This window comes from Acidovorax sp. 1608163 (genome assembly GCF_003669015.1).
GTDB lineage: Bacteria > Pseudomonadota > Gammaproteobacteria > Burkholderiales > Burkholderiaceae_C > Acidovorax.
Genome location: NZ_CP033069.1, coordinates 4,173,045 through 4,197,506, shown reverse-complemented (window position 1 = coordinate 4,197,506; position 24,462 = coordinate 4,173,045). Strand labels below are relative to the sequence as shown.

Sequence of the window (24,462 nt, the reverse complement as noted above, 5' to 3'; positions counted from 1 at the left end):
CAATGACGGACTTATGGCGCATGAAACATGGGCATCTACAGGGCTGGTGCTATCTCTGGTAAGCCACGGACATCGGGAGCTGGTGCAGGCGTTGCTGCAGGATTTGGCGCGCTTGTGCTCAATGTCTGTTACGCGGGTCGTGCTCACTCTGAATGTGCCGGAGCCGCCGCCCATTCCGCCAGCGGGGGGCTGGCCTTTTCAGTTGGATGTCCGCATGAACCAACATCCAATGGGCTTTGGTGCCAACCACAATCGTGCCCTTGAGGGGGCTTCTGAACGATTTGTCGGGGTTTTGAATCCTGACGTTGGTCTGCGTGGGCAAGATCCCTTCGTGGAAATGGTAGCCCTGGCCGGAGAACTGGGTGTTGGTTGTGTCTATCCCCAACAGGTGGATGGACTTGGGCGTTTACAGGCGGGGGAGAGGCAATTGCCCACTCCTTGGTCTTTATTACTCCGTAGGGCTTGGAGCCGAGTGGAGACCCGTGTGGACTGGGTTAATGCTGCATGTCTGGTGCTGCCTCAACACACTTGGCAGACGTTGGGTGGCTTTGATGAGTCGTATTTCATGTATTGCGAGGATGTTGATTTGAGCCTTCGCTTGCGTCTTTCGGGCAAGACTTTGGTTTGTGCACAGGCCAAGATAGAGCATGTCGGTCAGCGGGCTAGTGGGCGAAGCTTGAGGCATCTCTCGTGGCATATCCGAAGCCTTTTGAGGCTCTGGTGCTCTCCCGTGTTTTGGCAGGCGCGCCAATTGTTACAGTCAGATGTAACAAGCGGGGGTAGGATCAGCCCCCCATGATTTGGCTGTCCTTTTTTGGTTTTTTGATCTCCGCTATCGTTGCTGCCGGGGTGGTGCGCTGGGCGCACGACCATGCAGAGCATTACGGCGAAGGCATGCCCCAGCGGTTTCATCTGGGGCATGTGCCGCGCCTGGGCGGGCTGGCGGTTTTGCTGGGGGTGGGGGGCAGTTGGCTTTTGGGGGTGGCGCAGTCCGTATGGGGTGATCCAGGGTCTTTGCGCCTGGGGTCTGGTCTGGTGCTGTGGTGGCTGGCAGTGTTGTTGCCTGCGGCACTGGGGGGCATTGCGGAAGACATGACCCAGCGTCTTCGCGTCAGCTATCGGTTGTTTTTGACGGGGCTCTCTGGCTCGGTTGCAGTTTGGGGGCTAGGGTTGACATTGCCTCGGCTGGGACTGCCCTGGCTGGATGCCTTATTGGCATTTGCCCCGTGGATTGGCGTGGGCATTGTTTTGCTTGCCGTGGCGGGGTTGCCGCATGCTTTCAACATCATCGACGGCTACAACGGCTTGGCGGGCATGGTGGCCTTGATCGTCTGCCTGGCGCTGGCCCATGTGGCTTTGCAGGTGGGGGACCGGGCGCTGGCGGCGCTGTTGGTGACCACGGCTGCGGCTACCGGGGGGTTTTTGATCTGGAACTATCCGCGCGGCATGTTGTTTGCCGGGGATGGGGGGGCGTACATCTGGGGGGTGGTGATCGCTCTGGCCAGCATCTCGTTGGTGCAGCGCAATGCCGACGTGTCGCCCTGGTTTCCGATGCTGCTGTTAATTTACCCGGTGTGGGAAACCATTTTTTCGATCTACCGCAAGGCGGTTCGGGGCATCTCGCCGGGCGTGGCGGATGCGCTGCATTTTCACCAACTGATTTATCGCCGCATCGTGCGGGGGGTCTTCCATGACGATGAATCCCGCCGGGTGCTGATGCGCAACAACCGCACTTCGCCGTACCTCTGGGGCTTTACCTTGCTCACCGTCGTGCCGGCGGTGCTGTTTTGGAACAACACATGGCTGCTGATGGGTTTTTGCTGCCTGTTTGTGATCAGCTATGTGTCAGCTTACTTGGCCATTGTTCGGTTCAAGGTGCCGTCCTGGTTGCGCCATTGAGCGCGTGGGTGGCGGCATTGCCACCATAAACCAGGACGGGGCCCGTTAGCGGGCCAGGGTGGTCCAGGCTTGCGTCAGGTGCTTGACGAGGTCTTGGGGGCGACGCACCAGCGCATACCCTTGTGCGCCGAACAGCAGAGGCAGGTACTGGTGGGCTTCGTGGTCAATGGTCACGCAAAAAGGGCTGAGGCCTTGGGCGCGTGCCTCCTGGATGGCGTGGCGCGTGTCCTCCAGTCCGTAGCGTCCTTCGTAAATATCAATGTCGTTGGGCTTGCCGTCCGTCAGCACCAGCAGCAGGCGTTGGCGTTCGGGGCGCTCTGCCAGCCGCCGCGTTGCGTCGCGTATGGCAGCGCCCATGCGGGTGTAAAAACCAGGCTTCAATGCGCCGATGCGGGTGTGCACTGCGTCGTTCCAGGGCTCGGTGAAGCCTTTGATGTGCTGGATGCGCACATGCTGCCGACGCACTGAGCTGAAGCCCAGAATCTCGAAGGCGTCTCCCGATCCTGACAGCGCCGAGCCGAACACGTAAAGCGCCTCGCGGATGACATCTATCACGCGGGCCTGCGATGTGGCATAGGCGTCGGTCGAGAGTGAGAGGTCGGCCAGCAGCAGGGTGGCCAGGCTGCGTTCGGTGAGTTGGCGTTGGGCATACACCGGGGGGGCTTCGCTGTGTTGGGCGCTGCCGCAGGATTCGCTTTGGAAGCGCACCCAGGCGTCGATGTCGATTTCGTCACCCGAGGCCTGGGCCTTGTGCCAACGTGGGGCCGCTTGCAGGATTTCCAGGCGCCTGCGCACCTTGCGCGCGGTGGCTTTCAGGTGGGCAGGGGGCAGTAGGGAGCGCCAGCCCGGGCCACGACGCATTGAACGGCGCAGTGGTCGGGCTGAAGCCGGTTGCGCCGCCAGTCCCATTCCGGGGTCTTGGTTCCAGGCCCCAAGGGCAGGTCGTCGGCGCTGGCGCTGGGCAGGTCAAGGTCAAAGCGCACGCGCGATGCGGTGGTTTGCTCCGACCGGACGAGTGACAGCGTGTCCATGTCGTTGGCGGCCATGGCGGCATTGGGGTCTGGTTCATCGTCGGTGCCGCGGTCCAGGCGCACCAGCTCGCTCCAGCTGGTCAGTGAATCTGTCTTGGCCGCCAGCAGCATGCTGTTGCGCGATGGCTTGTGCTCTGTTTTGCGGGCGCGGCGGCGGTGGGCGTCTGTGTCCAGCGGCGTGTCCTGGGGGTTGGCGGGCGTTTGCGCTGCCGCGCCAGGTGCCGAATTCTCTGCGCTGAACGTGTCCGTGGCGTTGAGCCACAGCCACACGGGCGCTACCTGCCGGGGTGTCACAAACAGGGGCGTGTGCTCTTCGCCCCGCAAGGCTGCTTGCACCGCCGCCTCCCAGGGCACGTCTTTGCCGCGCAGGCTGTGCAGGGCCGGGCGCTGGGCCAGGTGGGCGGTGACCAAGCGGTGGTGGCGCTCGCGCAGGCCGGCAAAGCGCTGCAGTGCGCGGGCCGTGGCGGCCCGGTTGTCGGCGATCCAGTCGCCCGTAGGCTCGAATACCGCAGCCAGGGCGGCCAGCCACAGGTACAGGTCGCGATTGAGCTCGGTGCGATCGAACACGCCGATGTGCGGGGGCAGTGCCAGCGTCTGGGCGTCCAGCTCGGGCAGGGCGCTGCGCAGGCCGCTACCGGCCACCTTTTGCAACCAGCGGCGGGGGCCGCCGTGGCTGCTGGCTGCCACGGGCGCTACGCGCACGGCGGCATCCCCGCCGCCCGCACGAAAGAGCAGCGTGATGCTGCGTTGCATGTCTTGCAGTGCCACCTGGGCTTCTGTGCGTTGCGGCTCTGCCAGGTGGGTGATGGCACGGTGCCACCATTGGCCAATCCACTCTTCCATCAGGGGGCTCCATCGCGCCGTTGGCGCAGGGTCTCTCGAACGGCATCCAGCCCAATCTGCCATTGCAGCGTGGGGGTACGCCCTTGTTTCGTTTGGGTTGTGTCGCAAGCGCTCAGGCATTGGCCGCATTGCACGCACGAAAACATCATGCGTTTGATGTTGCGCGGGTGCAGGCGCATGGGGCACGCGTGGTCACAGGCGCTGCCGCGTGGGCTGTCGCAGGTTTTGCATTCGCGTGCGCGCTCTCGCGCAAAGGCCACGACCATGCCTTTGGGGTTGGCCATCCAGGCCAGGCTTTGGAACAGCCCCACCGCGCAGCCAAAGCGGCAAAACAGATGCCGGGCCAGTGTGAACTCCAGCGTAAACAGCAGTGTGCCAATGCCAATGAAGCGGGCCTGGTTGGCGGTGAGCGTGCCCGCGTACAGGTTGCCCCAGATCTCCGTGGGCGGTAAAAGGTAGGTCAATAGCGTGATAGCCCACACCAAGCCGCAGCCCAGGCAGGTGGCCAGAAACACGGGCCACCACCTTGCGTTGGGGGTGCGTGTGGGATGCGGTGTGCGTGAGGTGTCCCACAGACTGAGCTTGCCGGTGGCGCGGTGCAGCAGGCCGTTGAGGGTCTCAACGATGGAGAAGTGTGGGCACAGCCAGCCGCAGTACACCCGCCCATACTTGTAGGCGATGCCCAGAAACACGGCCACCAGGCCCAGTGCGGGTAAAAAGCCGCGCCACAAAATGGCCCAGCCGGTTTGCATGGCACTGGCTTCGCCACGCTGAAAGGCGCCGATGCCCAAAGACCAGCGCATGCCCAGCACCCACAACTGGGTTTCGTTCAAATCAAAGCGAAAGAGATTCAGGGATGGCGCGAGCAGGAACAAAGCCATGAAAGCGCCTTGCAGCCAGCGGCGGCGCTGCTGCAAGGGCATGGCGCGCCAAAAGTTGCGGCCACGGCCCTGCGCGCCAAGGTGCACGAGGCCGTGGTCAGCGGGGGGCTCGGTCTCAGTCTTCATCACCCACCACGGCGCGCACGACTTCGTCGAGCGCCAGGACGGTGTCATGGTCGTCGCTCAGCGCATCGACCACGGCGGCACGGCAGGCTTGCCGCAGGCCCATACCTGCAGAAGCCAGGCGGGCGGCCATGACCAGCAGACGGGTGCTGGCGGTTTCTTCCAGATCATGGTCGGTGAGCCGGCGCAATGCCTGCGCCAATTGCACCAGCCTGGCCGCGATGGCGGGCGAGGCGCGCCCCTCGGTTTCCAGAATGCGACGCTCTACAGCAGGGGCAGGGTAGTCCAGCGTCAGCGCGGTAAAGCGCTGGCGCGTGCTGGGCTTGAGCCCTTTGAGCAGGTTCTGGTAGCCGGGGTTGTACGAAATCACCAGCATGAAATCTGCCGGGGCCTTGAGCTGCTCGCCTGTGCGTTCGATGGGCAGAATGCGCCGGTCGTCCGCCAGCGGGTGCAGCACCACTGTGGTGTCTTTGCGTGCCTCCACCACCTCGTCCAGGTAGACGATGGCGCCCTCGCGCACTGCGCGGGTGAGTGGGCCGTCTGCCCACACGGTGCTGCCCTGTCCGATCAGGTGCCGCCCCACCAGGTCGGCGGCACTCAGGTCGTCGTGGCAGGACACGGTGATCAAAGGCCGCCCCAGACGGGCCGCCATGTGCTCCACAAACCGTGTTTTTCCGCAGCCGGTGGGGCCCTTGATAAGCAGCGGCAGTTGCTGCGCGTGGCACTGCGCGAACAGAGCGCATTCGCTGCCCTGTTCTGCGTAGAACGGCAGCCCGGGCTGGGCTGGGCTGCTGCCGGTGCCGGCAGCAGCCACCTGGCGCTCTTGGGCGTAGGTGGCAGCCATGGTCAGGCCCGTTGCAGACGGGTACCGATGCCGACGGCCATGCCTTCTTCATCGGCCGCAGGGCCGACAAAGAAGCTGCTCAGGTAGGTCAGCAGACCCAGCAAGAACATCACGCCGCCAGCCACGCGCACCCAGTAGAAGAACACCAGCTGGTCTTGCGTGGCCATGAAGGGCATGGCGCCCGTGGTGGGCATGCGTTGCAGCCACACTTGCAGGATACCTGCGCCGCTCAGGGCCAGCACCATGACGGCCATGCCGATGCTCATGATCCAGAAGCTCCACATCTCGACGCGCTGCGCCCGCAGGGGGTTGGCCTCACGCCCGCGCAGGATGGGCATGGCGTAGCTGATGATGGCCAGCACCACCAGCACATAGGCGCCATAGAACGCCAAGTGCCCGTGTGCAGCGGTGACTTGCGAGCCGTGGGTGTAGTAGTTGACGGTGCTGAGGGTGTGGATGAAGCCCCACACGCCAGCGCCCAGGAACCCGATCACGGCGGTGCCCACAGCCCACAACACAGCGGCCTGGTTGGGGTGTTCGCGGCGGCGGCGTTGCACCATGTTGAAGGCGAACAGCGTCATCATGAAGAAGGGGATGGGCTCCATGGCAGAGAACACGCTACCCACCCAGTGCCAGTAGCCTGGCAGGCCGATGAAGTAGAAGTGGTGGCCTGTGCCCAGAATGCCGGTGATCAGTGCGAAGGCCACGATCATGTACATCCACTTGTCGATCACTTCGCGGTCCACGCCGGTGGTCTTGACCAGCACGAACGCCAGCAGCGACGCCATGATCAGTTCCCATGTGCCTTCCACCCACAGGTGCACCACAAACCACCAGTACATCTTGTCGCGCACCAGGTTGCTGGGGTTCACAAAGCTGAACAGGAACATCAGCGCCAAGCCCCACAGGCCCATCAGCAGCACCATCGAGATGGCGGTCTTGCGGCCTTTGAGCACGGTCATGCTGATGTTGAAGAGAAAGCCCAGGGCCACGATCACGATGCCGACCTTGGTGGGCAAGGGTTGCTCCAGGAACTCCCGCCCCATCGTGGCCAGGAAGTCATTGCCGGTCATTTCTGCCAGCTTGGCATAGGGCACCAGCAAATAGCCGAGGATGGTGGCCGCACCTGCTGCCAGGAAGATCCAGAACAGGACCTTGGCAAACAAGGGGCTGTACAGCTCGGTCTCGGCCTCTTCGGGCACCATGTAATAGGCGGCGCCCATGAAGCCGAAGAGCAGCCACACAATCAGCAGATTGGTGTGGACCATGCGGGCGATGTTGAACGGGATCGCCGGGAAGAACAGGTCACCGATGACGTACTGCAGGCCCAGCGAAAGGCCGAAGACGATCTGTCCGGTGAACAGGCCCAGTGCCGCAATGAAGTAGAGCTTGGCTACCGCCTGCGACTGGTATTTAAGGGTTGCGGGTTGCATATGAGGGTCCTGAAGGGATGGATAGGACATCACGGGGAGCGCGGGCGCTCAACCTTCGATGTTGGGTGGCCACTTCTCGGTGTTGATGCCGTTCGACCAGCGCAGGAACTCCACCAGATCGTTGAGCTGATCATCAGTGAAGTTGAACTGGGGCATCTGGCGGCGGCCCGGTGTGTTGGTGGGCATTGCCTTGATCCAGCCCTTGATGAAATCGGGGCCACGGCGCTCGTACACATTGCCCAGCTCGGGGGCAAAGTAGGCGCCTTCACCCAGCAGCGTGTGGCAGCCGATGCAATTGCGCGTTTCCCAAAGGTGCTTGCCGCGCACCACGGCGGGGGTCAACTCTGCGGCTTTGGACCGCTCGGGAATCTTGGTTTCGGTGTGGAAGATCAGCGCTGCAAACAGCAAGACGAAGAACGTGGTGCCTCCGTAGAAGATGTTGCGCGCCATCTGGCTGGTAAAGCCTTGGCTCATGGTGGGATACCTCTCTGTAGTGGGATGAGGGATACGGTACCGATCCCCCGCCGGTGGGTCGTTGATCTCTCTCAATAAGATTCATATTGTTTGAATCTTTGATTATCATACCCACACTTGCTTCGGCAATCCAGCCTTCAGGCGCATCGACAAAGCGGTTTTTGGCTATTGCTTTTGGGGCTTGGGCGTTGGCCGCTGTGGCCCCCGGGTTGCGCCCGCGTGTGCCGGATTTCGTCTGCTTTTTTTGGGGAGGTCTCACTGTGTCTTCAACATCAGCATCTGGCTTGCCGCTACCGGCGCTGCGCTTGCGGGGTGACCTGGGGGTGTGGTTGATCATCCTGGCGGAGTTGCTGACCTTTGGCATCCTGTTCGTGTCGTATGCCTTTGCCCGTGCGCGGGATGTGGCCGCGTTCAACGCCGCGCAGGCCACGCTGGACTTGCACTCCGGTGCGCTCAATACGGTGCTGCTGATCACCGGCAGCTGGTGTGTGGCCCGTGCCGTGCAGGCGGTGCGCAGCGACGCGCGGCAGCCCGGTTTGCACTGGCTGTTGGCGGCCATGTTGTGCGGCGCAGGGTTTGTGGGCGTCAAGCTGGCCGAATACGCAGCCAAGCTGCGCGAGGGGATTGACCTCACCTCCAACACCTTCTACACGCTGTACCTCATGCTGACGGCATTCCACTTTCTGCACGTGGTGGTGGCCATGCTGGCCCTGGGCTACTTGGCGGTGCGCCTGCGCGGGGGGCTTATGGCCGCCAGGATTTTCATGCGATGGAAACGGGCGCCGCGTTTTGGCACATGGTCGATCTGCTGTGGATCGTGCTGTTTCCGCTGGTCTACGTGTTGCGCTGAGGTCGTTGAGATGGCATGCAAGGAGCTTTCATGAAAGAAACACGGGTGCTGAATGCCGCCTGGTGGTTGCTGTTGGGTGCCACAGCGGTCACTTATGTGCTGGGTGAGATGGGCCTGGTGGCTGCGGGCAGCGGCTGGGCATTGGCAGGTCTGTGGGCATTGACCTCTATCAAGGGCGTGGTGGTGACCCAGGTGTTTCTGGAAATGCGCCATGCGCCCCTGTTGTGGCGCTGGCTGCTGCTGGGCTGGCTGGGCTTGGTGCTTGCCTTGATTGCCGTGGCCTATGCGGTGGGAAGAGGGTAGGACGACAAGTTCTGAGGGTGGAACTGTGAAAAGAACGTGAATCGCGGCTTGGCCGGACGGCAGCGCGAATGCGGCACAATTTGCGCCTCATTGTTTTCACCGGATGGCACGCCTCCATGACCGACCTTCTTACGATTGCACCCCGCGACAAGGCAGAAATTCTGGCCCAGGCGCTGCCTTACATCCGCAAGTTCCATGGCAAGACCATGGTCATCAAGTACGGCGGCAACGCCATGACCGACCCCGCCTTGCAGGCCGACTTTGCCGAAGACGTGGTGCTGCTCAAGCTGGTGGGCATGAACCCCGTGGTGGTGCACGGCGGCGGCCCGCAGATCGAGACCGCCTTGAACCGCCTGGGCAAGAAGGGCCAGTTCATCCAGGGCATGCGCGTGACCGATGCCGAGACCATGGAAGTGGTGGAGTGGGTGCTGGCCGGTGAGGTGCAGCAAGACATCGTGGGCCTGATCAATCAGGCCGGTGGCAAGGCGGTGGGCCTGACCGGGCGCGACGGCGGCATGATCCGCGCACGCAAGCTCAAGATGGTGGACAGCAAGGACCCCAGCGTGGAGCACGACGTGGGCCAGGTGGGCGATATCGTCTCCATCGACCCCAGCGTGGTGAAGGCGCTGCAGGACGATGCCTTCATCCCCGTCATCAGCCCCATTGGCTTTGGCGAGAACAACGAGAGCTACAACATCAACGCCGACGTGGTGGCCAGCAAGCTGGCCGAAGTGCTCAAGGCCGAGAAGCTCATGCTGCTGACCAACACCCCCGGCGTGCTGGACAAGGCGGGCAACCTGCTGACCGACCTGACAGCCCGCCGCATTGATGAGCTGTTTGCCGACGGCACCATCTCGGGCGGCATGCTGCCCAAGATTGCGGGCGCGCTGGACGCCGCCAAGGCCGGTGTCAACGCCGTGCACATCATTGATGGCCGCGTGCCGCACGCCATGTTGCTGGAAATCCTGACCGATCAGGCTTATGGCACCATGATCCGTAGTCACTGAAGAGAGGCTCCCCCTGAGTCGCTTCGCGCCTTCCCCCCCTCTCGCTGCGCGGGAGGGGGAGGCAGCCAGCGCGGCGGGGCGGCGCGGCCGGCGTAGGCCCTTGCGCGGCTGCCTCTGCCCCAGGTCCCGACCATGGCAGACGCCATGGGTCGTATCCGTTGCACAAGGTCACTGAAAGATGCGCCTCCTCCTGGTCGAAGACGATGTGATGGTGGCCAGCGGCGTCAAGCTGGGGCTGGCCGATGCGGGTTATGCGGTGGACTGGGTGGGCAGCGGCGAGCGGGCGGAGGATGTGCTGCGTACCGAGTCGTTTGATGCGGCCATCATCGACATTGGCCTGCCTGGCATGGACGGGCTGGAGTTGACCCGGCGCCTGCGCCGCCCTGAAATGCCCAGCCGCAGCATGCCGGTGTTGATTCTGACGGCGCGCGATGCGCTGCATGACCGGGTGCAAGGGCTGGACCTGGGGGCTGACGACTACATGGTCAAGCCCTACGAATTGCCCGAGCTGCTGGCGCGCCTGCGTGCGCTGCTGCGCCGCTCGCAAGCCGCCAGCACGGCCGTGCTGAGCTTTGGCCCGCTGGAGCTGGACACTGCCGGGCGCCGCGCCTGTGCACGGGTGGGTGATGTAGAGCACCCCATCGAGCTGGGGCCACGCGAGTGGACGGTGCTGGAATACCTGCTCATCCACGCCCCCAAGCCCGCCAGCAAAGACAAGCTGCTGCAAGCGCTCACCGGGTGGGACAAGGAAATCACCCCCAATGCTGTCGAGGTGTATGTCTCGCGCCTGCGGGGCAAGTTGGAGCCCCATGGCGTGGCCCTGCGATCCATCCGGGGCTTTGGCTACCGGCTCGAACTGGCGCCGCTCTGAGATGCGTTGGCACGGGCCTGCTCCATGGATGCGGGCAGCATGAGCCCGCCCGCCTCTGCACACAAGGCCCAGCGCCCTGGGCTGCGCGGCATGACCTCTGATTTGCGCAACCGGCTGTTGCTGTTGCTGGTGCTGCCGCTGTGCCTGTTGGCTGTGGTGGGCGTGTGGATGGACTACCGATCGGCCGACGACGCCGCCAGCCGCCACGACCAGCGCCTGCTGCGCCTGCTGCCCGCACTGGCCGACTCGGTGGTGGCCCCCTCCATCCACGACCACCAGCCGCCGCTGCTCTTGTTGGCCCCCCCGGTCGAAGATTTTTTGCGCCAGAACGCCGGTTTTTCAGGCTACAGCGTGCGCGACAGCGAGGGCCAGTTGCTGCTGGGCGATGCCTGGGTGGATGGCGCGGTGCCCGCCACGGCCCAGCCAGAGTTCCACAGCCTCGAATACGGCGGCGTGACCTACCGCGTGGCCGTGCAGCGGGGGCGCACCGGTGCGGGCGAGTTGGTGGTGTCCATTGCCGATGGATCGGACCCGCGCCAGCAGTGGGCCCAGCAACTGCTGCTGCGCGTGCTGCTGCCCAACCTGGTGTTGGTGGCGGCGGCGGCCCTGGCCATCCACTGGGCTGTGGGCCGGGCCTTCAAGCCGCTGGTGGATTTGGCCGAGGCGGTGGAATACCGCTCGCCGCGCGATCTGAGCCCCATTGACGAAGCCGCTTCGCCCAGCGAAGTGCGCCCGCTCGTGCATTCTTTGAACCACCTGTTTGCCCTGGTGAATGCGCAGGCCGAGGGGCAGCGCCGCTTCGTGGCCGATGCGGCCCACCAGCTGCGCACGCCGCTGGCGGGCCTGCAAGCGCAGGTAGAGGCCTGGGCGCTGATGGCCAAGGCCGCGAGCGCAGACCCCCATCCAGCCCCGTCGGACGGGGGCGATTCACATCAAAATAGGCCTCTAGGGCGCAAAGGACAAGCGCAAGGCGCTATTGTTTTAGGAGTGGATCAGATCGAAAAGCTGCGCAACGCCACGCGCCGCACCTCGCAGCTGGCGCACCAGTTGCTGGCCCTCTCGCGGGCCGATGCCCGCAGCCTGGACGCGCAACCCCCCCAGCGGGTGGATTTGAAAGACCTGTGCGAGGCACTGCTGGAGAGCTTTCTGGATGCCGCCACCGCCAAGGGGCTGGACCTGGGACTGGAAGTGCAGCCCGTGCACGTCACCGGCCACGGCTGGCTGCTGCGCGAGCTGATGTCCAACCTGGTGGACAACGCCATCAAATACACGCCCGCAGGCGGTGTGGTGACCATGCGCTGCGGCATGCGCCAAGGCCCCTTGGGCCCGCCCCGGGTGTACCTGGAAGTGGAAGATGACGGCCCCGGCGTGCCCGAGGGCGAGCGCGGCCGCGTCATGCAGCGCTTTTACCGTGTGCCTGGCTCGGCGGGGGAGGGCACGGGCCTGGGGTTGGCCATTGCCGACGAGATCAGCCGTGTGCACCGCGCCTCGCTCACCCTGGAGACTGGCGCCCAGGGGCGTGGCTTGCGGGTGGCGGTTCTTTTCCCGAATTAGCTTTGCTATGTGAGTGCCTGCTTTGGATGGGGGCGCTGAAGTCATTGAGTTTGCGTAGGGGTTTGCTGTGCCCTTGTGGGGCTGTGGCCATGCCCCTGTAGGGTGGTCGGCAACCCCTGGCGTGGCCCGGCAGCGTGCGGTTACGATGCCGCCGCGCCCCCGTGCCTGGGAACGGGCCCGATGCAGGGTTTGCAAACCATTTGCAAACCGCATCCGAACGGGTGTGCGAGAATCATTTGCATACAGGATTTACGCCCTGCCGCACGTCCCCCGCTGTAGCCCCCTTTTTAGCCGTCTCTTGGCATGCTGGGCGCAGGGCTGTGAGGCCTCCACAGGGTGCTGGTGCACCCATCCCCTTGTTGGTTTTTCTTTGCTTGGTTTGCGCATGTCTGATACCTCGTCCCTGATTGAATCTGCCGATACCGTTGACGCCGAAGATGCGCCGGTGGCCCGCAAGCGGCCCAAGCCGGGCGAGCGGCGCGTGCAGATCCTGCAAGCACTGGCCTCCATGCTGGAGCAACCTGGGGCCGAGCGCATCACCACCGCTGCGCTGGCCGCGCGCCTGTCGGTGAGCGAGGCCGCGCTGTACCGCCACTTCGCCAGCAAGGCGCAGATGTTTGAGGGGCTCATCGATTTCATCGAGCAGTCCATCTTCACGCTGGTGACGCAAATCACCGGGCGCGACGTGCCGCCGCCTGACCAGGCCGCCGAAGTGGGCCAACGCCAGGCTGGCCGCATCATTGCGCTGCTGCTGCAGTTTGGCGAACGCAACCCCGGCATGGTGCGGGTGATGGTGGGCGATGCGCTGGTGTTTGAGCACGAGCGCCTGCAGCAGCGCATGAACCAGTTTTTTGACCGCATCGAGTCCACCCTGCGCCAGTGCCTGCGCACCAGCGCCAGTGGCTCGGACACCCCCACCGTGCACGCGCAGGTGCAAGCCAGCGTGCTGACGTCGTTTGCGCTGGGGCGCCTGCAGCGGTTTGCCCGCTCGGGTTTTCGCCGCAACCCCACAGAGCATCTGGACGCCAGCCTGGCGTTGATGCTGCACTGATCCCCCGCCGCTGACCGGCCATAAAAGGCCCCGCACCCTTGTTGGGTGCGGGGCCTTTTGCTTTGGGCCGCGTTTACCCTGCTGCACGCCGGGGTGTGCCTCGGTACACTGTTTTGACAGGGTGGCGCCCCAGGCTTGGCGCCACCCTGGCAGGCACTGTCCCGCAGGTGGCAGCGCTGCAACAGCTTTTGGGTGTTATCTCTTTTTTTTGCGGGGGCTTTCGCCGCAGATCAAAAATGTTGCAAAATAGAACGAACGTTCGTTTTTATTTGCACGCATGCCCGCCACCCCTCAGCCCCCCACACCGCGCGCCCCCAGAACCCGTGCCACCTCCGGCCGGGCTATGCAAAAAGGCCAGCAGACCAAGGCCGCCATTGTCGAGGCCGCCCTGGGCCTGGCCACCCACATCGGGCTGGAGGGGCTGTCGATTGGCGCCCTGGCCGACATCACTGGTATGAGCAAGTCGGGCGTGTTCGCCCATTTTGGCTCGCGCGAAGAACTGCAGATCTCGGTCATCCGCGAGTACCACGCGCGGTTTGAGCAAGAAGTTTTCTACCCCGCCATGTCGTCTCCCCGGGGCATTGCGCGCCTGCGCGCCATGTTCGACAACTGGATGAAGCGCACCTCCATCGAAATCGACTCCGGCTGCATCTACATCAGCGGCGCGGTGGAGTTTGACGACCGCACCGGCCCCGTGCGCGATGCGCTGGCCAGCTCGGTCATGACGTGGCACGCCGCCATGCGCCGCGCCATTGAGCAGTGCAAGGACTGCGGCGAGTTGCGCGCGGACACCAATGAAGAGCAGATGCTGTTCGAGATCCACGGCCTCATCCTCGCGTTGCACTACGAAGCCCGCTTTCTGCAAAACCTGGGCTCCATCGAACGGGCCGTTATGGGGTTTCAAAACATCCTCGCGCGCTACAGCGCTGCGGGTGCCGCCGCCGTGGTGGCCGCGCCTGCCAAAGCCACCCCGGCGGCCCACCGCCCCGCCGCCGCGCGGCGCAAAGTTTCCGTTTCAACGACCACCACCTCCAAGGAGTAAACCGATGCCTACCTACACGCCGCCCCTGCGCGACATGCAATTCGTCATGCACGAAGTCTTCAAGGTCACCGACGAGTTCAAGGCCATGCCCCAGCATGCCGAGGTGGATGTGGACACGATCAACGCCGTCATCGAAGAGGCGGGCAAATTCGCGTCGGAGGTGATCTTCCCGCTGAACATCAGCGGCGACACCGAAGGCTGCGTGCTCGACAAAGCCACGCACGAGGTCAAGACCCCCACCGGCTTCAAAGAGGCCTACGACAAGTACGTGGAAGGTGGCTGGGCGGCGCTGAGCTGCGACCCCGCCTACAGCGGCCAGGGCCTGCCCTTCGTGCTGAACCAGTGCCTGTACGAGATGATGAACTCGGCCAACCAGGCCTGGACCATGTACCCCGGCCTGAGCCACGGCGCCTATGAAGCCCTGCACGCGCACGGCACCGACGAGCAAAAAGCCCTGTATCTGCCCAAGCTGACCAGTGGCGAGTGGACCGGCACCATGTGCCTGACCGAACCCCATTGCGGCACCGACCTGGGCCTGCTGCGCACCAAGGCCGAACCCCAGGGCGACGGCACCTACAAGATCACCGGCAACAAGATTTTCATCAGCGCGGGCGAGCACGGCATGGCCGCCAACATCGTGCACCTGGTGCTGGCCCGTCTGCCCGATGCGCCTAAGGGCAGCAAAGGCATCAGCCTGTTTGTGGTGCCCAAGTTCAATATCAAGGCCGACGGCAGCCTGGGTGACCGCAACCCCATCTACTGCACGGGCCTGGAACACAAGATGGGCATCCACGGCAACGCCACGGCGCAGATTGCCATCGACGGCGCCATCGGCACCCTGGTGGGCCAGCCGCACAAGGGCCTGGCTGCGATGTTCGTGATGATGAACGCCGCCCGTCTGGGCGTGGGCAACCAGTCGTTGGGCCTGACCGAAGTGGCTTACCAAAACGCGCTGGCCTATGCCAAGGACCGCATCCAGATGCGCAGCCTGTCGGGCACCAAGGCCAAGGATAAGGACGCCGATCCGATCATCGTGCACCCCGATGTGCGCAAGATGCTGCTCACCGCCAAGGCCTACGCCGAAGGCGCCCGCGCCCTGCAGATCTACTGCACGCTGCTGCTGGACAAGGTGCACAGCCACCCCGACGAGAAAGTGCGCGCCGAGTCTGAAGAACTCGTGGCCCTGCTCACGCCCATCGTCAAGGCCTTCATCACCGACAACGGGCACACCGCTACCAACGCCTGCATGCAGGTCTTCGGCGGCCATGGCTTCATCAAGGAATGGGGCATGGAGCAGTACGTGCGCGACAACCGCATCAACATGATCTACGAAGGCACCAACACCATCCAGTCGCTGGACCTGCTGGGCCGCAAGATCCTGGGCAACAACGGCGCCACGCTGAAAAAGCTGGGCAAGCTGATTGGCAAGTTGGTGGAAGAAGAAGGCGTCAACGAAAAGATGGCCGAGTTCATCAACCCCGTGGCCTACCTGGGCGACCAGATGACCAAGTTCACCACCGAGATCGGCTTCAAGGGCCTGCAAAACCCCGACGAAGTGGGCGCCGCTGCGGTGGACTACCTGCGCGTGGCAGGCCACCTGGTGTTCGGCTACCTGTTTGCCCGCATGGCCCAGGTGGCCCTGCGCGAGATTGCTGCGGGCAACACCGACCCGTTCTATGGCGCCAAGCTGCAAACCGCCCGCTTCTACTTCGCCAAGCTGTTCCCTGAAACCGCCACGCTGATGCGCACGGCCCGTGCTGGCAGCAAGGTGCTGATGGACACGGACCTGGCCCTGGCCTGATCCCGGACCCGCCATGCACGGTGCATTTCAAGCTTTTTTGCCACGGAGCGCTCATGTTTAAAGCGGTAGCAGCTATTTTTTTTGTAGCAATCGGGGCTCCGGCCTGGGCCCAGATGACCCCCGAGGGCCTGTGGCGCAACGTGGATGACAAGACGGGCGAGGCCAAGGCCGAAATCCGCATCCGCGACACGGGTGCGGGTGGGCTGCTCGGGGTGCTGGAAAAGCGCCTGTCCAAGGACGCCAAGCCGGACGATGTGTGCAAGGAATGCTCCGACGACCGCAAGGACAAACCCGTGCTGGGGCTGGAAATCATCCGTGGCGCCAAGAAGGCCGAGGACAAAGATGTGTGGGAGGGCGGCAAGATTCTCGATCCCGAGAACGGCCGCAACTACACCCTGCGCCTCACCCCTATCGACGGCGGAAAGAAGCTGGAAGTGCGTGGCTCCATCGGCCCCTTTGGCCGCACGCAAACGTGGATTCGCCTGCAGTAAGCCACGCAGTCCACTGCGCCTGGCCACTGCGGCAGCGCACCCCTAACCGCCGCGCAACCCACCCCGGTTGCGCCTGCCATTCAACAGGTCTGCCTCCGGGCAGACCTTCTTCCCGGAGGAAGAACCCATGTCTCGATTCCAAGTGAAAAAAGTCGCCGTGCTCGGTGCAGGCGTGATGGGCGCGCAGATCGCCGCCCACCTCGTCAATGTGAAAGTGCCGGTGGTGCTGTTTGACCTGCCCGCCAAGGAAGGCCCCAAGAACGGCATCGTCATCAAGGCCGTCGAAGGCCTGAAAAAGCTCAAGCCCGCCCCGCTGGGCGTGGCCGACGATGCAGCGCTGATCCAGCAGGCCAACTACGAAGAGCACATGCACCTGCTCAAGGAGTGCGACCTCATCATCGAGGCCATTGCCGAGCGCATGGACTGGAAGCTGGACCTGTACACCAAAATCGCCCCCCATGTGGCCAAGCACGCCATCGTGGCGTCCAACACCTCGGGCCTGTCGATCACCAAGCTCAGCGAAGCGCTGCCCGAGAGCATCAAGCCGCGTTTTTGCGGCATCCACTTCTTCAACCCCCCGCGCTACATGACGCTGGTGGAGTTGATCAACACCCCCACCACCGCCCCCGAGGTGCTCGACCAGCTCGAAGCCTTTGTCACCAGCGGCCTGGGCAAGGGCGTGGTGCGCGCACACGACACGCCCAACTTCGTCGCCAACCGCGTGGGCATCGCGGGCATGCTGTCCACGATGAAAGAGGTCGAGAACTTTGGCCTGACCTTTGATGTGGTGGACGACCTCACGGGCAAGAAGCTGGGCCGTGCATCGAGCGGCACCTTCCGCACCGCCGATGTGGTGGGCCTGGACACCATGGCCCACGTCATCAAGACGCTGCAGGACAACCTCGACGAGAAGAGCGACCCTTTCTACGGCAGCTTTGAAACGCCCGCCGTGCTGAAAAAGCTGCTGGAGCTCGGCAACCTGGGCCAGAAGACCAAGGCAGGCTTTTACAAGAAGGTCGGCCGCGATGTGCTGCGCTTTGACCTAGACGCCGAAGAGTACGTGCCCGGCGGCCAGAAGGCCGACGAGGTGTATGGCCGCATGCTCAAGAAGCCTGCCGCACAGCGCCTGAAGCTGCTGCGCAACGCCGAAGGTGCACAGGGCCAGTTCCTGTGGGCTATTTTGCGCAACAGCTTCCACTACGCGGCTGTGCACCTTTCAACCATAGCCGACAACGCCCGCGACGTGGACCAGGCCATGCGCTGGGGCTTCGGCATGAAGCAAGGCCCCTTTGAGCTGTGGCAAGAAGCGGGCTGGCTGGAAGTGGCCCAGATGATCCAGGAGGACATCGACGCCGGCAAGGCATTGAGCCGCGCGCCGCTGCCCGAGTGGGTGTTCAAGGGCCCCGTGGCCGAAGCCGGTGGCGTGCACACTGCGCAAGGTTCGTGGAGTGCATCTGCTCAGAAATTTGTAGCGCGTCGCGCTTTGCCCGTCTACGCCAAGCAGCATTTCCCTGAGAAGCTGCTGGGCGAATCGTTGCCCGACTACCAGACGGCTGGCAAGACGCTGCACGAGGACGACAGCATTCGCCTGTGGACGCTGGATGACAGCGAAGATCGCCCCTCCGGTAGCGGGATCGTGATTGCCAGCATCAAGACCAAGATGCACGCCATCAGCCCCGATGTGGCCGAAGGCCTGGCCATGGCGGTGGACATGGCCGAGAAAGACTACGCCGGTGTTGTGATCTGGTCGGGCGACGAGCCCTTCAGCGCCGGTGCCGACCTGCAGGCCATGCTGCCCGCCTTCATGGTGGCTGGCGTCAGCGCTATCGAAGGGGCCGAGCAAGAGCTGCAGAACACCATGCTGCGCATCCGCTACGCCAATGTGCCCGTGGTCTCGGCCGTGCGCGGCCTGGCGCTGGGCGGTGGGTGTGAGCTGGCCGTGCACTCGGCCCGCCGCGTGGTGCACATGGAAAGCTACATCGGCCTCGTCGAAGTGGGCGTGGGCCTGGTGCCCGGTGCCGGTGGCCTGACCTACATCGCCCGCCGTGCGGCCGAGAACGCCGCCACCTCCACAGGCAAGGACCTCCTGCCCTTCTTGACCGAAGGCTTCACCGCCGCCGCCATGGCCAAGGTGGGCACCAGCGCGCTCGAATCGCGCAAGCTGGGCTACCTGCTGGAGTCCGACGTCATCGTGCCCCACAAGGATGAGCTGCTGTACGTGGCCATCAACGAAGCCAAGGCCATGGCCAACGGCGGCTGGCGTGCCCCGCACAAGCGCCTGTTCCCCGTGGCGGGCCGCAGCGGCATTGCCACCATCAAGGGCTCGCTGGTCAACATGAAAGACGGCGGCTTCATCAGCCAGCACGACTTCCATATTGCCAGCCTGATCGCGGAGGTGGTGTGTGGCGGCGACGTGGACGCAGGCACGCTGGTGAGCGAGGAGTACCTGATGACGCTGGAGCGCAAGGCGTTCTGCGCGCTCATCGAGCACCCCAAGACGCAAGAGCGCATCCTGGGCATGCTCTCTACGGGCAAACCGGTGCGTAACTGATGGCTTCAGTCATGACGGACCGCGCCCCCAACAAACTGCAGCGCTCGCTGATGCGCCTGGACGAGGCCCCCGCCTTCATGCGGGGCTTTGTGCAGAACATCATCTTGCGCCGTGCGGTGCCCTTCACCGGCACGGCCGGGGTCCGGTTTGTGTCGCTGACGCCCGAGCGGGTCGAAGTGCACCTGGCCAATGAGCACCGCGTGCAGAACCACATTGGCGGCGTGCACGCCTCGGCCATGAACCTGCTGGCCGAAACGGCCACCGGCATGGTCGTGGGCATGAACGTGCGCGACGACTGCACCCCGCTGGCCAAAGAGCTGAGCATGGCGTTCAAGAAGCGCGCCACGGGCGGTCTCAAGGCCGTGGCCACGCTCACGCCAGAGCAGTGCGCCGCCATGCAGGCCAGCGACAAGGGCGAGGTTCAGGTCACCGTCACCGTGACCGACGAAGCCGGTGTGGAGCCGGTCGAATGTGTATTTACGTGGGCCTGGGTTCCAGCCAGCCGCCCCGCCAAGAATTGAAGGAGTTATCCCATGGCCAAACAAGTCCAGGAAGCCTACATCGTTGCCGCCACGCGCACGCCCATCGGGCGCTCGCACCGCGGGTTCTTTCGCAACATGCGCCCTGACGACCTGCTGGCGACCACGCTGAAGGCCGCGCTGGCCGCAGCGCCCGGGCTCGACCCCGCCGCCATCGAAGACATCATCTGCGGCTGCGCGATCCCCGAGGCGCAGCAGGGCCTGAACGTGGCGCGCATTGGCGCCGTGTTGGCGGGCCTGCCCACCAGCGTGGGCGGTATCACCGTCAACCGCTTTTGCGCATCGGGCCTGTCGGCCGTACAGATGGCGGCCGACCGCATCCGCGTGGGTGAGGCCGAGGTGATGATCGCTGCCGGTGTGGAGAGCATGAGCATGGTGCCCATGATGGGCAACAGCCCCAGCCTGTCGCCCAGCATCTTTGAGCGTGACGGCGACGTGGGCATTGCCTACGGTATGGGCCTCACGGCCGAGAAGGTCGCTCAGCAGTGGAAGGTGGGTCGCGATGCACAGGATGCGTTTGCCCTGGCCTCGCACCAAAAGGCCCTGGCCGCGCAGCAAGCCGGTTACTTTGCCGACGAGATCACGCCCATCGAAGTGACCGACCGCACGGCCAACCTGGAAACGGGCGAAACCATTGCCAAGACCCGTACCGTGAGCATGGACGAAGGCGCACGCCCCGACACCAGCCTGGAAGGTCTGGCCAAGCTCAAGACGGTGTTCGCGGCGCGCGGCAGCGTGACGGCGGGCAACAGCTCGCAGACCAGCGACGGTGCAGGCGCGCTGATCCTGGCCAGCGAGTCGGCGGTGAAGCGCTTTGGCCTCACACCCCTGGCGCGTTTCGTGAGCTACGCCGCCAAGGGCGTGCCGCCGCACATCATGGGCATTGGCCCCATCGAGGCGATTCCGGCGGCACTGCGCTACGCGGGCCTGAACCAGCAAGACATCGACTGGTTTGAGCTGAACGAAGCGTTTGCGGCGCAGTCGCTGGCGGTGATGAACACGCTGGGCATGGACCCGAGCAAGGTCAACCCGATGGGTGGTGCGATTGCGCTGGGGCATCCGCTGGGGGCCACGGGGGCGATTCGCTCGGCCACGGTGGTGCATGCGTTGAAGCGCAACAAGCTCAAATATGGGATGGTCACCATGTGTGTAGGCATGGGACAAGGCGCCGCCGGCATCTTCGAGTCAGTGTGAGGCTACTGCGCGGCCTTCATGCGTCGTTGGGCGGTGCTCGCAATCCTCACGTACAGGAAGTACGTTCCGGTTGCTGTGCTCCGTCCGCCTAGCCTGAAAGCCGCTCGCTACGCCCTTGAGGGCGGGATGTGAAGGCCCGGGAACCGGGGCAGGGGCGTTGTCTCTCCCCACCCGTTCGGGCTGAGCTTGTCGAAGCCAGGGCACGAGCCTTCAGCGATAGTTTCTTTTCTTCAAGCCGGCGCAGATCGGTTTCGAAACAAGGAGACAGACATGGACAAGCAAACCTTGCAGGTCAACGGCGCAGTGTCTTTGGCGCTGCGCGTTTATGCGCCCGAAGGCGATGCATGCGCCAGCGTGGTGATTGGCGGGGCCATGGGGGTGCGGCAGTCGTTTTATGAGGCCTTTGCGCTGTGGTTGGCGCAGCAGGGGTTTCGGGTCACCACCTTTGACTACCGGGGGCATGGCGATTCGCTGCAGGGTGCGATGCGCGATGTGAAGGCCGATTTGTTTGACTGGGCGCAGGACTACGAGGCGGTCATCACGGCGGCCAAGGCGGCGTTGCCAGCGCAGCCCTTGTACCTGCTGGGGCACAGCCTGGGCGCGCAGCTGCCCGGCCTGCTCACGCGGCCTGAGCAGGTCGATGGTCTGCTCAGCGTGGCGGCGGGCAGCGGTTACTGGCGCGACAACGCTCCCAAGCTCAAACGCATCGTTCCCTACTTCTGGTGGGTGTTGGTGCCGCTGGCCACGCGGCTGTGCGGGTACTTTCCGGGGCGTGCGCTCAAGAAGGTGGGCGACCTGCCTGCGGGCGTGATCTTGCAGTGGCGCCGCTGGTGCCTGCACCCGGCCTACAGCGTGGGCGCCGAAGGGCCTGCGGTGGCGCAAAGCTATGGCGCGGTGCGCTTTCCGGTGCTGGCGCTGTCGATGGCCGACGATGAGCTGATGACGCTGCGCGGCACGCACAACCTCGTCAACCTGTACACCCACACCGAGCGCCGCGTGGAGCGCATCACGCCTGCCGAACTGCAGGTGCGGCGCATTGGGCACTTCGGGTTCTTTCGCGACCAGTTTCGCCAAAGCCTGTGGCCGCGTGCGGCCGCCGCACTGGCGGGCCTGGGGGCAGAGAGCCCAGGCGTGCGCCAGTCACCGGCATGACGCTTGCCCCCTTCAATCCACGGCACACTTACGGCATGACTTCCTCCTTGCATCCCTTGGACGAGGCGCTTGCGCTGACGTCTTCTTCGCCCGGTGCGTACACGGGCCAGACCCATCCCGGTTACTGGAACATGGTGGGGCCGTTTGGCGGCGTGACGGCGGCCACGCTGCTGCAGGCCGTCATGCTGCACCCCGACCGGCTGGGCGATCCGCTGTCGCTCACCGTCAACTACGCGGGGGCTTTGACGGCCGGGCCGTTCACCGTGCAGGCCACGCCGGTGCGCACCAACCGCTCCACCCAGCACTGGACGCTGTCCATCCTGCAGGCCGATGCCGACGGTGCCCCGGTGGTGACCACGACCGCCACGGCCGTCACCGCCGTGCGCCGCGACACCTGGAGCGCGGGCGATGTGCCGATGCCCATGGTGCCTGCCCCGGCAGACTGCGCCATCAGGCCTTTGGAAGCAGGGGCCATGGCGTGGCTGCACCGCTACGAGATGCGCCCCATCTCGGGTGGGCTGCCTGCGCAGTGGAACGGCCAGTTGGGCGACCACAGCCTGTCGCAGCTGTGGATGCGTGACGCGCCCGCTCGGCCGCTGGACTTCTGCGCGCTGGCGGCGCTGGCCGATTTGTTCTTCCCCCGCGTGTGGCTGCGCCGGGCGCACCTGGTGCCTGCGGGCACGGTGTCGATCACGGTGTACTTCCATGCCAGCAGCGAGCAACTGGCGCAGACCGGCACGGGCTACCTGCTGGGCCAGGCCCGTGGGCAAGAGTTTCGCCACGGGTTTTTTGACCAGACCGTGCAGCTGTGGAACGAAGCCGGCACCATGCTGGCCACGAGCCACCAGATCGTTTACTACAAAGAGTAGGCGCGCCACACGGCGCTACCCAGCGCTACCCAGCGCTACCCAGCGCCAACGCGGCCCAGTACGCGCCATCACTTCACCTCTTCATACCCCCTTACCACCATGACCGACACCACCAAAGACATCCTCGTGCACACCGAAGCGGGTGTGACCAGCATCACCTTCAACCGGGTGGACAAGAAGAACTCCATCACCACCACCATGTACGCGGCCATGGCCGATGCGCTGGCCGCCGCAGAGCAGGACGCGAGCGTGCGCGTGGTGGTGTTCCAGGGCGATGTGGCCATCTTCAGCGCAGGCAATGACATTGGCGACTTTCTGCAGCAGCCCCCGGCTGGGCAGGACTCGCCCGTGTTCCGCTTCCTGCACCGCCTGGCAGCGTTCCCCAAGCCCGTGATCGCCTCGGTGTGCGGCCCGGCCGTGGGCATTGGCACCACCATGCTGTTCCATTGCGATTTGGTCTATGCGGGCGACAACGCGGCGTTCTCCATGCCCTTCGTCAACCTGGGCCTGTGCCCCGAGGCCGCGTCGAGCCTGCTCGTGCCGCAAATGCTGGGCTACCACCGTGCCGCAGAAGCCCTGCTGCTGGGCGAACCCTTCCTGGCCGAAGCTGCCCTGGAAGTAGGCTTGGTCAACCGCGTGGTGCCCCCCACCGAATGCAACGGCGTGGCCCAGGCCCAAGCCAAAAAGCTGGCGGCCAAGCCCTTGTCTTCGCTCATCGAAACCAAGCGCTTGATGAAGAAGCACCAGCTGCCCCAGATCGCCGCCGTGATGGCCGAAGAGGGTGCCAGCTTTGGCCGCATGCTGCGCGAGCCCGCCGCCCGCGAAGCGTTTGGCGCGTTTATGGAGAAAAGACATCCAGACTTCAGCAAAGTCTGAGGTCTGGAGCTGGCGCAGCCAGCGCGCACTGCGCAGCAGGGCGGAAGTGTTTCGCTAAAAGACATCCTGATTTCAGCAAGGTCTGAAATCAGGTGTCGCAGGCGCTGATGCCATCGCTGGTGCATTGAGTTAAATAGGCCGCTAGCGCTTGATTTATAAGCGCTGGCAGCTATCAAAGTAATAGTGTTTTGGCGGATGGCCCGCCGCCGCTCCAAGGATGTCCATGTCCGCTCCGTCTGCCCCTTCCACCGCCATCGCGTTCGAGCCCGAGTTCCTCGCGGGGCTCACCGCCATCTTTGAAGAGAAGATCGTCTTCAACCAGCTGCTGGGGCTCAAGGTGGTCAGCATCGCGCCGCAGCGGGCGGTGGCGCGCATCGACATGCGGCCCGATCTGGTGGGCCACTATGCCTACAACCGCATCCACGGCGGCGTGATCAGCGCGGGGCTGGATGCGATGGGCGGGCTGGCGGTGATGGCCGCGATCGGTGCCAAGCACATGGACGATCCGCCCGAGCAGCGCCTGCACCGCTTTGCCAAGCTGGGCACCATTGACCTGCGCATTGACTACCTGCGCCCCGGCATTGGCAGCCACTTTGAGCTGCGCGCCGAGGTGCTGCGCCTGGGCTCGCGCGTGGCCACCACGCGCATGGAGTTTTTGGGCCCCGATGGCCAGCTCATGTCGGCCGGGGCGGCCGCTTACATCGTTTCGTAAGTTGTGCTGCGGCCAGCGCGCAGGGCGTGTGCTGCTGCAAGCCTTGCAAGTGCATGCTACGGTCGAACCGT

General features: G+C 64.4%; 23 protein-coding genes. 17 read left to right on the top strand and 6 right to left on the bottom strand.

Annotated features, from left to right (window positions below):
• The first annotated feature begins 795 nt into the window (after positions 1-795).
• On the top strand, positions 796-1,899 hold the full coding sequence (locus tag EAG14_RS18625; protein ID WP_099657832.1) for a glycosyltransferase: 1,104 nt from the start codon (positions 796-798) through the stop codon (positions 1,897-1,899).
• A 45-nt stretch (positions 1,900-1,944) separates the two neighbouring features.
• Here the strand turns inward: EAG14_RS18625 and EAG14_RS23460 are convergent, their stop codons facing one another.
• Genes EAG14_RS23460 through EAG14_RS18600 form a run of 6 tightly spaced genes read right to left on the bottom strand, consistent with a single transcriptional unit; the run spans position 1,945 to position 7,528 of the window.
• On the bottom strand, positions 1,945-2,760 hold the full coding sequence (locus EAG14_RS23460; protein WP_240456840.1) for a nitric oxide reductase activation protein NorD: 816 nt from the start codon (positions 2,758-2,760) through the stop codon (positions 1,945-1,947).
• Entirely contained in the window at positions 2,712-3,773 is a 1,062-nt protein-coding gene (locus EAG14_RS23455) for a hypothetical protein (RefSeq protein WP_240456839.1), read from the bottom strand. Before EAG14_RS23455 ends, EAG14_RS23460 begins: the two co-directional genes overlap by 49 nt.
• Entirely contained in the window at positions 3,773-4,828 is a 1,056-nt protein-coding gene (locus EAG14_RS18615; RefSeq protein ID WP_240456838.1) for a 4Fe-4S binding protein, read from the bottom strand. Before EAG14_RS18615 ends, EAG14_RS23455 begins: the two co-directional genes overlap by 1 nt.
• Complete coding sequence (locus EAG14_RS18610; protein WP_099657835.1) at positions 4,770-5,621, bottom strand: CbbQ/NirQ/NorQ/GpvN family protein; 852 nt, start codon at positions 5,619-5,621, stop codon at positions 4,770-4,772. Before EAG14_RS18610 ends, EAG14_RS18615 begins: the two co-directional genes overlap by 59 nt.
• A gap of 2 nt (positions 5,622-5,623) precedes the next feature.
• A complete protein-coding gene (locus tag EAG14_RS18605; RefSeq protein ID WP_099657836.1) occupies positions 5,624-7,054 on the bottom strand; it encodes a cbb3-type cytochrome c oxidase subunit I in 1,431 nt (476 codons plus the stop codon).
• 48 nt (positions 7,055-7,102) lie between these two features.
• Positions 7,103-7,528, bottom strand: a complete 426-nt coding sequence (locus EAG14_RS18600) for a cytochrome c (protein WP_099657837.1) — start codon at positions 7,526-7,528, stop codon at positions 7,103-7,105.
• A gap of 260 nt (positions 7,529-7,788) precedes the next feature.
• On the opposite strand from EAG14_RS18600, the gene EAG14_RS18595 reads away from it, so the two are divergent.
• From EAG14_RS18595 to EAG14_RS18520, 16 genes are all read left to right on the top strand, one after another.
• Complete coding sequence (locus EAG14_RS18595) at positions 7,789-8,412, top strand: cytochrome c oxidase subunit 3 (protein WP_205603426.1); 624 nt, start codon at positions 7,789-7,791, stop codon at positions 8,410-8,412.
• Complete coding sequence (locus EAG14_RS18590; RefSeq protein ID WP_099657838.1) at positions 8,409-8,681, top strand: cytochrome C oxidase subunit IV family protein; 273 nt, start codon at positions 8,409-8,411, stop codon at positions 8,679-8,681. The genes EAG14_RS18595 and EAG14_RS18590 overlap by 4 nt, the downstream gene beginning before the upstream one ends.
• A 116-nt stretch (positions 8,682-8,797) precedes the next feature.
• Entirely contained in the window at positions 8,798-9,688 is an 891-nt protein-coding gene (argB, locus tag EAG14_RS18585; RefSeq protein ID WP_121729761.1) for an acetylglutamate kinase, read from the top strand.
• Between the two features lie 178 nt (positions 9,689-9,866).
• Positions 9,867-10,559, top strand: a complete 693-nt coding sequence (locus EAG14_RS18580) for a response regulator transcription factor (protein ID WP_099657840.1) — start codon at positions 9,867-9,869, stop codon at positions 10,557-10,559.
• A 90-nt stretch (positions 10,560-10,649) separates the two neighbouring features.
• Positions 10,650-12,113, top strand: coding sequence for a sensor histidine kinase (locus tag EAG14_RS18575; RefSeq protein WP_121730552.1), 1,464 nt, complete (start codon positions 10,650-10,652; stop codon positions 12,111-12,113).
• 385 nt (positions 12,114-12,498) lie between these two features.
• Positions 12,499-13,164, top strand: coding sequence for a nucleoid occlusion factor SlmA (gene slmA / locus EAG14_RS18570; protein WP_099657841.1), 666 nt, complete (start codon positions 12,499-12,501; stop codon positions 13,162-13,164).
• A gap of 277 nt (positions 13,165-13,441) precedes the next feature.
• On the top strand, positions 13,442-14,206 hold the full coding sequence (locus EAG14_RS18565; RefSeq protein WP_121729760.1) for a TetR/AcrR family transcriptional regulator: 765 nt from the start codon (positions 13,442-13,444) through the stop codon (positions 14,204-14,206).
• A gap of 4 nt (positions 14,207-14,210) precedes the next feature.
• Complete coding sequence (locus EAG14_RS18560; RefSeq protein ID WP_099657843.1) at positions 14,211-16,007, top strand: acyl-CoA dehydrogenase C-terminal domain-containing protein; 1,797 nt, start codon at positions 14,211-14,213, stop codon at positions 16,005-16,007.
• A gap of 53 nt (positions 16,008-16,060) precedes the next feature.
• Positions 16,061-16,498 carry a DUF2147 domain-containing protein gene (locus EAG14_RS18555; protein WP_121729759.1) on the top strand — a complete coding sequence of 146 codons (438 nt, stop codon included), beginning with the start codon at positions 16,061-16,063 and terminating at the stop codon, positions 16,496-16,498.
• Between the two features lie 127 nt (positions 16,499-16,625).
• Entirely contained in the window at positions 16,626-19,049 is a 2,424-nt protein-coding gene (locus EAG14_RS18550) for a 3-hydroxyacyl-CoA dehydrogenase/enoyl-CoA hydratase family protein (protein WP_121729758.1), read from the top strand.
• A gap of 11 nt (positions 19,050-19,060) precedes the next feature.
• On the top strand, positions 19,061-19,570 hold the full coding sequence (locus EAG14_RS18545) for a DUF4442 domain-containing protein (protein ID WP_099743751.1): 510 nt from the start codon (positions 19,061-19,063) through the stop codon (positions 19,568-19,570).
• A gap of 12 nt (positions 19,571-19,582) precedes the next feature.
• Complete coding sequence (locus EAG14_RS18540) at positions 19,583-20,782, top strand: acetyl-CoA C-acyltransferase (protein ID WP_121729757.1); 1,200 nt, start codon at positions 19,583-19,585, stop codon at positions 20,780-20,782.
• A 270-nt stretch (positions 20,783-21,052) separates the two neighbouring features.
• On the top strand, positions 21,053-21,934 hold the full coding sequence (locus EAG14_RS18535; RefSeq protein WP_121729756.1) for an alpha/beta fold hydrolase: 882 nt from the start codon (positions 21,053-21,055) through the stop codon (positions 21,932-21,934).
• Between the two features lie 35 nt (positions 21,935-21,969).
• Positions 21,970-22,803 (top strand): acyl-CoA thioesterase II, encoded by an 834-nt coding sequence (locus EAG14_RS18530; protein ID WP_121729755.1) that lies wholly within the window; start codon positions 21,970-21,972, stop codon positions 22,801-22,803.
• 99 nt (positions 22,804-22,902) lie between these two features.
• Complete coding sequence (locus tag EAG14_RS18525) at positions 22,903-23,679, top strand: enoyl-CoA hydratase (protein ID WP_121729754.1); 777 nt, start codon at positions 22,903-22,905, stop codon at positions 23,677-23,679.
• 217 nt (positions 23,680-23,896) lie between these two features.
• Positions 23,897-24,391 (top strand): thioesterase family protein, encoded by a 495-nt coding sequence (locus tag EAG14_RS18520; RefSeq protein WP_371414373.1) that lies wholly within the window; start codon positions 23,897-23,899, stop codon positions 24,389-24,391.
• Positions 24,392-24,462: the final 71 nt, after the last annotated feature.

Coding starts and splice junctions, on each gene's coding strand:
- EAG14_RS18535 (WP_121729756.1), top strand. CDS start 21,053: ATGGACAAGCAAACCTTGCAGGTCAACGGCGCAGTGTCTTTGGCGCTG.
- argB (WP_121729761.1), top strand. CDS start 8,798: ATGACCGACCTTCTTACGATTGCACCCCGCGACAAGGCAGAAATTCTG.
- slmA (WP_099657841.1), top strand. CDS start 12,499: ATGTCTGATACCTCGTCCCTGATTGAATCTGCCGATACCGTTGACGCC.
- EAG14_RS18580 (WP_099657840.1), top strand. CDS start 9,867: ATGCGCCTCCTCCTGGTCGAAGACGATGTGATGGTGGCCAGCGGCGTC.
- EAG14_RS18540 (WP_121729757.1), top strand. CDS start 19,583: ATGGCCAAACAAGTCCAGGAAGCCTACATCGTTGCCGCCACGCGCACG.
- EAG14_RS23460 (WP_240456840.1), bottom strand. CDS start 2,760: ATGCGTCGTGGCCCGGGCTGGCGCTCCCTACTGCCCCCTGCCCACCTG.
- EAG14_RS18605 (WP_099657836.1), bottom strand. CDS start 7,054: ATGCAACCCGCAACCCTTAAATACCAGTCGCAGGCGGTAGCCAAGCTC.
- EAG14_RS18560 (WP_099657843.1), top strand. CDS start 14,211: ATGCCTACCTACACGCCGCCCCTGCGCGACATGCAATTCGTCATGCAC.
- EAG14_RS18525 (WP_121729754.1), top strand. CDS start 22,903: ATGACCGACACCACCAAAGACATCCTCGTGCACACCGAAGCGGGTGTG.
- EAG14_RS23455 (WP_240456839.1), bottom strand. CDS start 3,773: ATGGAAGAGTGGATTGGCCAATGGTGGCACCGTGCCATCACCCACCTG.
- EAG14_RS18590 (WP_099657838.1), top strand. CDS start 8,409: ATGAAAGAAACACGGGTGCTGAATGCCGCCTGGTGGTTGCTGTTGGGT.
- EAG14_RS18545 (WP_099743751.1), top strand. CDS start 19,061: ATGACGGACCGCGCCCCCAACAAACTGCAGCGCTCGCTGATGCGCCTG.
- EAG14_RS18565 (WP_121729760.1), top strand. CDS start 13,442: ATGCCCGCCACCCCTCAGCCCCCCACACCGCGCGCCCCCAGAACCCGT.
- EAG14_RS18520 (WP_371414373.1), top strand. CDS start 23,897: ATGTCCATGTCCGCTCCGTCTGCCCCTTCCACCGCCATCGCGTTCGAG.
- EAG14_RS18555 (WP_121729759.1), top strand. CDS start 16,061: ATGTTTAAAGCGGTAGCAGCTATTTTTTTTGTAGCAATCGGGGCTCCG.
- EAG14_RS18600 (WP_099657837.1), bottom strand. CDS start 7,528: ATGAGCCAAGGCTTTACCAGCCAGATGGCGCGCAACATCTTCTACGGA.
- EAG14_RS18610 (WP_099657835.1), bottom strand. CDS start 5,621: ATGGCTGCCACCTACGCCCAAGAGCGCCAGGTGGCTGCTGCCGGCACC.
- EAG14_RS18615 (WP_240456838.1), bottom strand. CDS start 4,828: ATGACACCGTCCTGGCGCTCGACGAAGTCGTGCGCGCCGTGGTGGGTG.
- EAG14_RS18550 (WP_121729758.1), top strand. CDS start 16,626: ATGTCTCGATTCCAAGTGAAAAAAGTCGCCGTGCTCGGTGCAGGCGTG.
- EAG14_RS18575 (WP_121730552.1), top strand. CDS start 10,650: ATGACCTCTGATTTGCGCAACCGGCTGTTGCTGTTGCTGGTGCTGCCG.
- EAG14_RS18625 (WP_099657832.1), top strand. CDS start 796: ATGATTTGGCTGTCCTTTTTTGGTTTTTTGATCTCCGCTATCGTTGCT.
- EAG14_RS18530 (WP_121729755.1), top strand. CDS start 21,970: ATGACTTCCTCCTTGCATCCCTTGGACGAGGCGCTTGCGCTGACGTCT.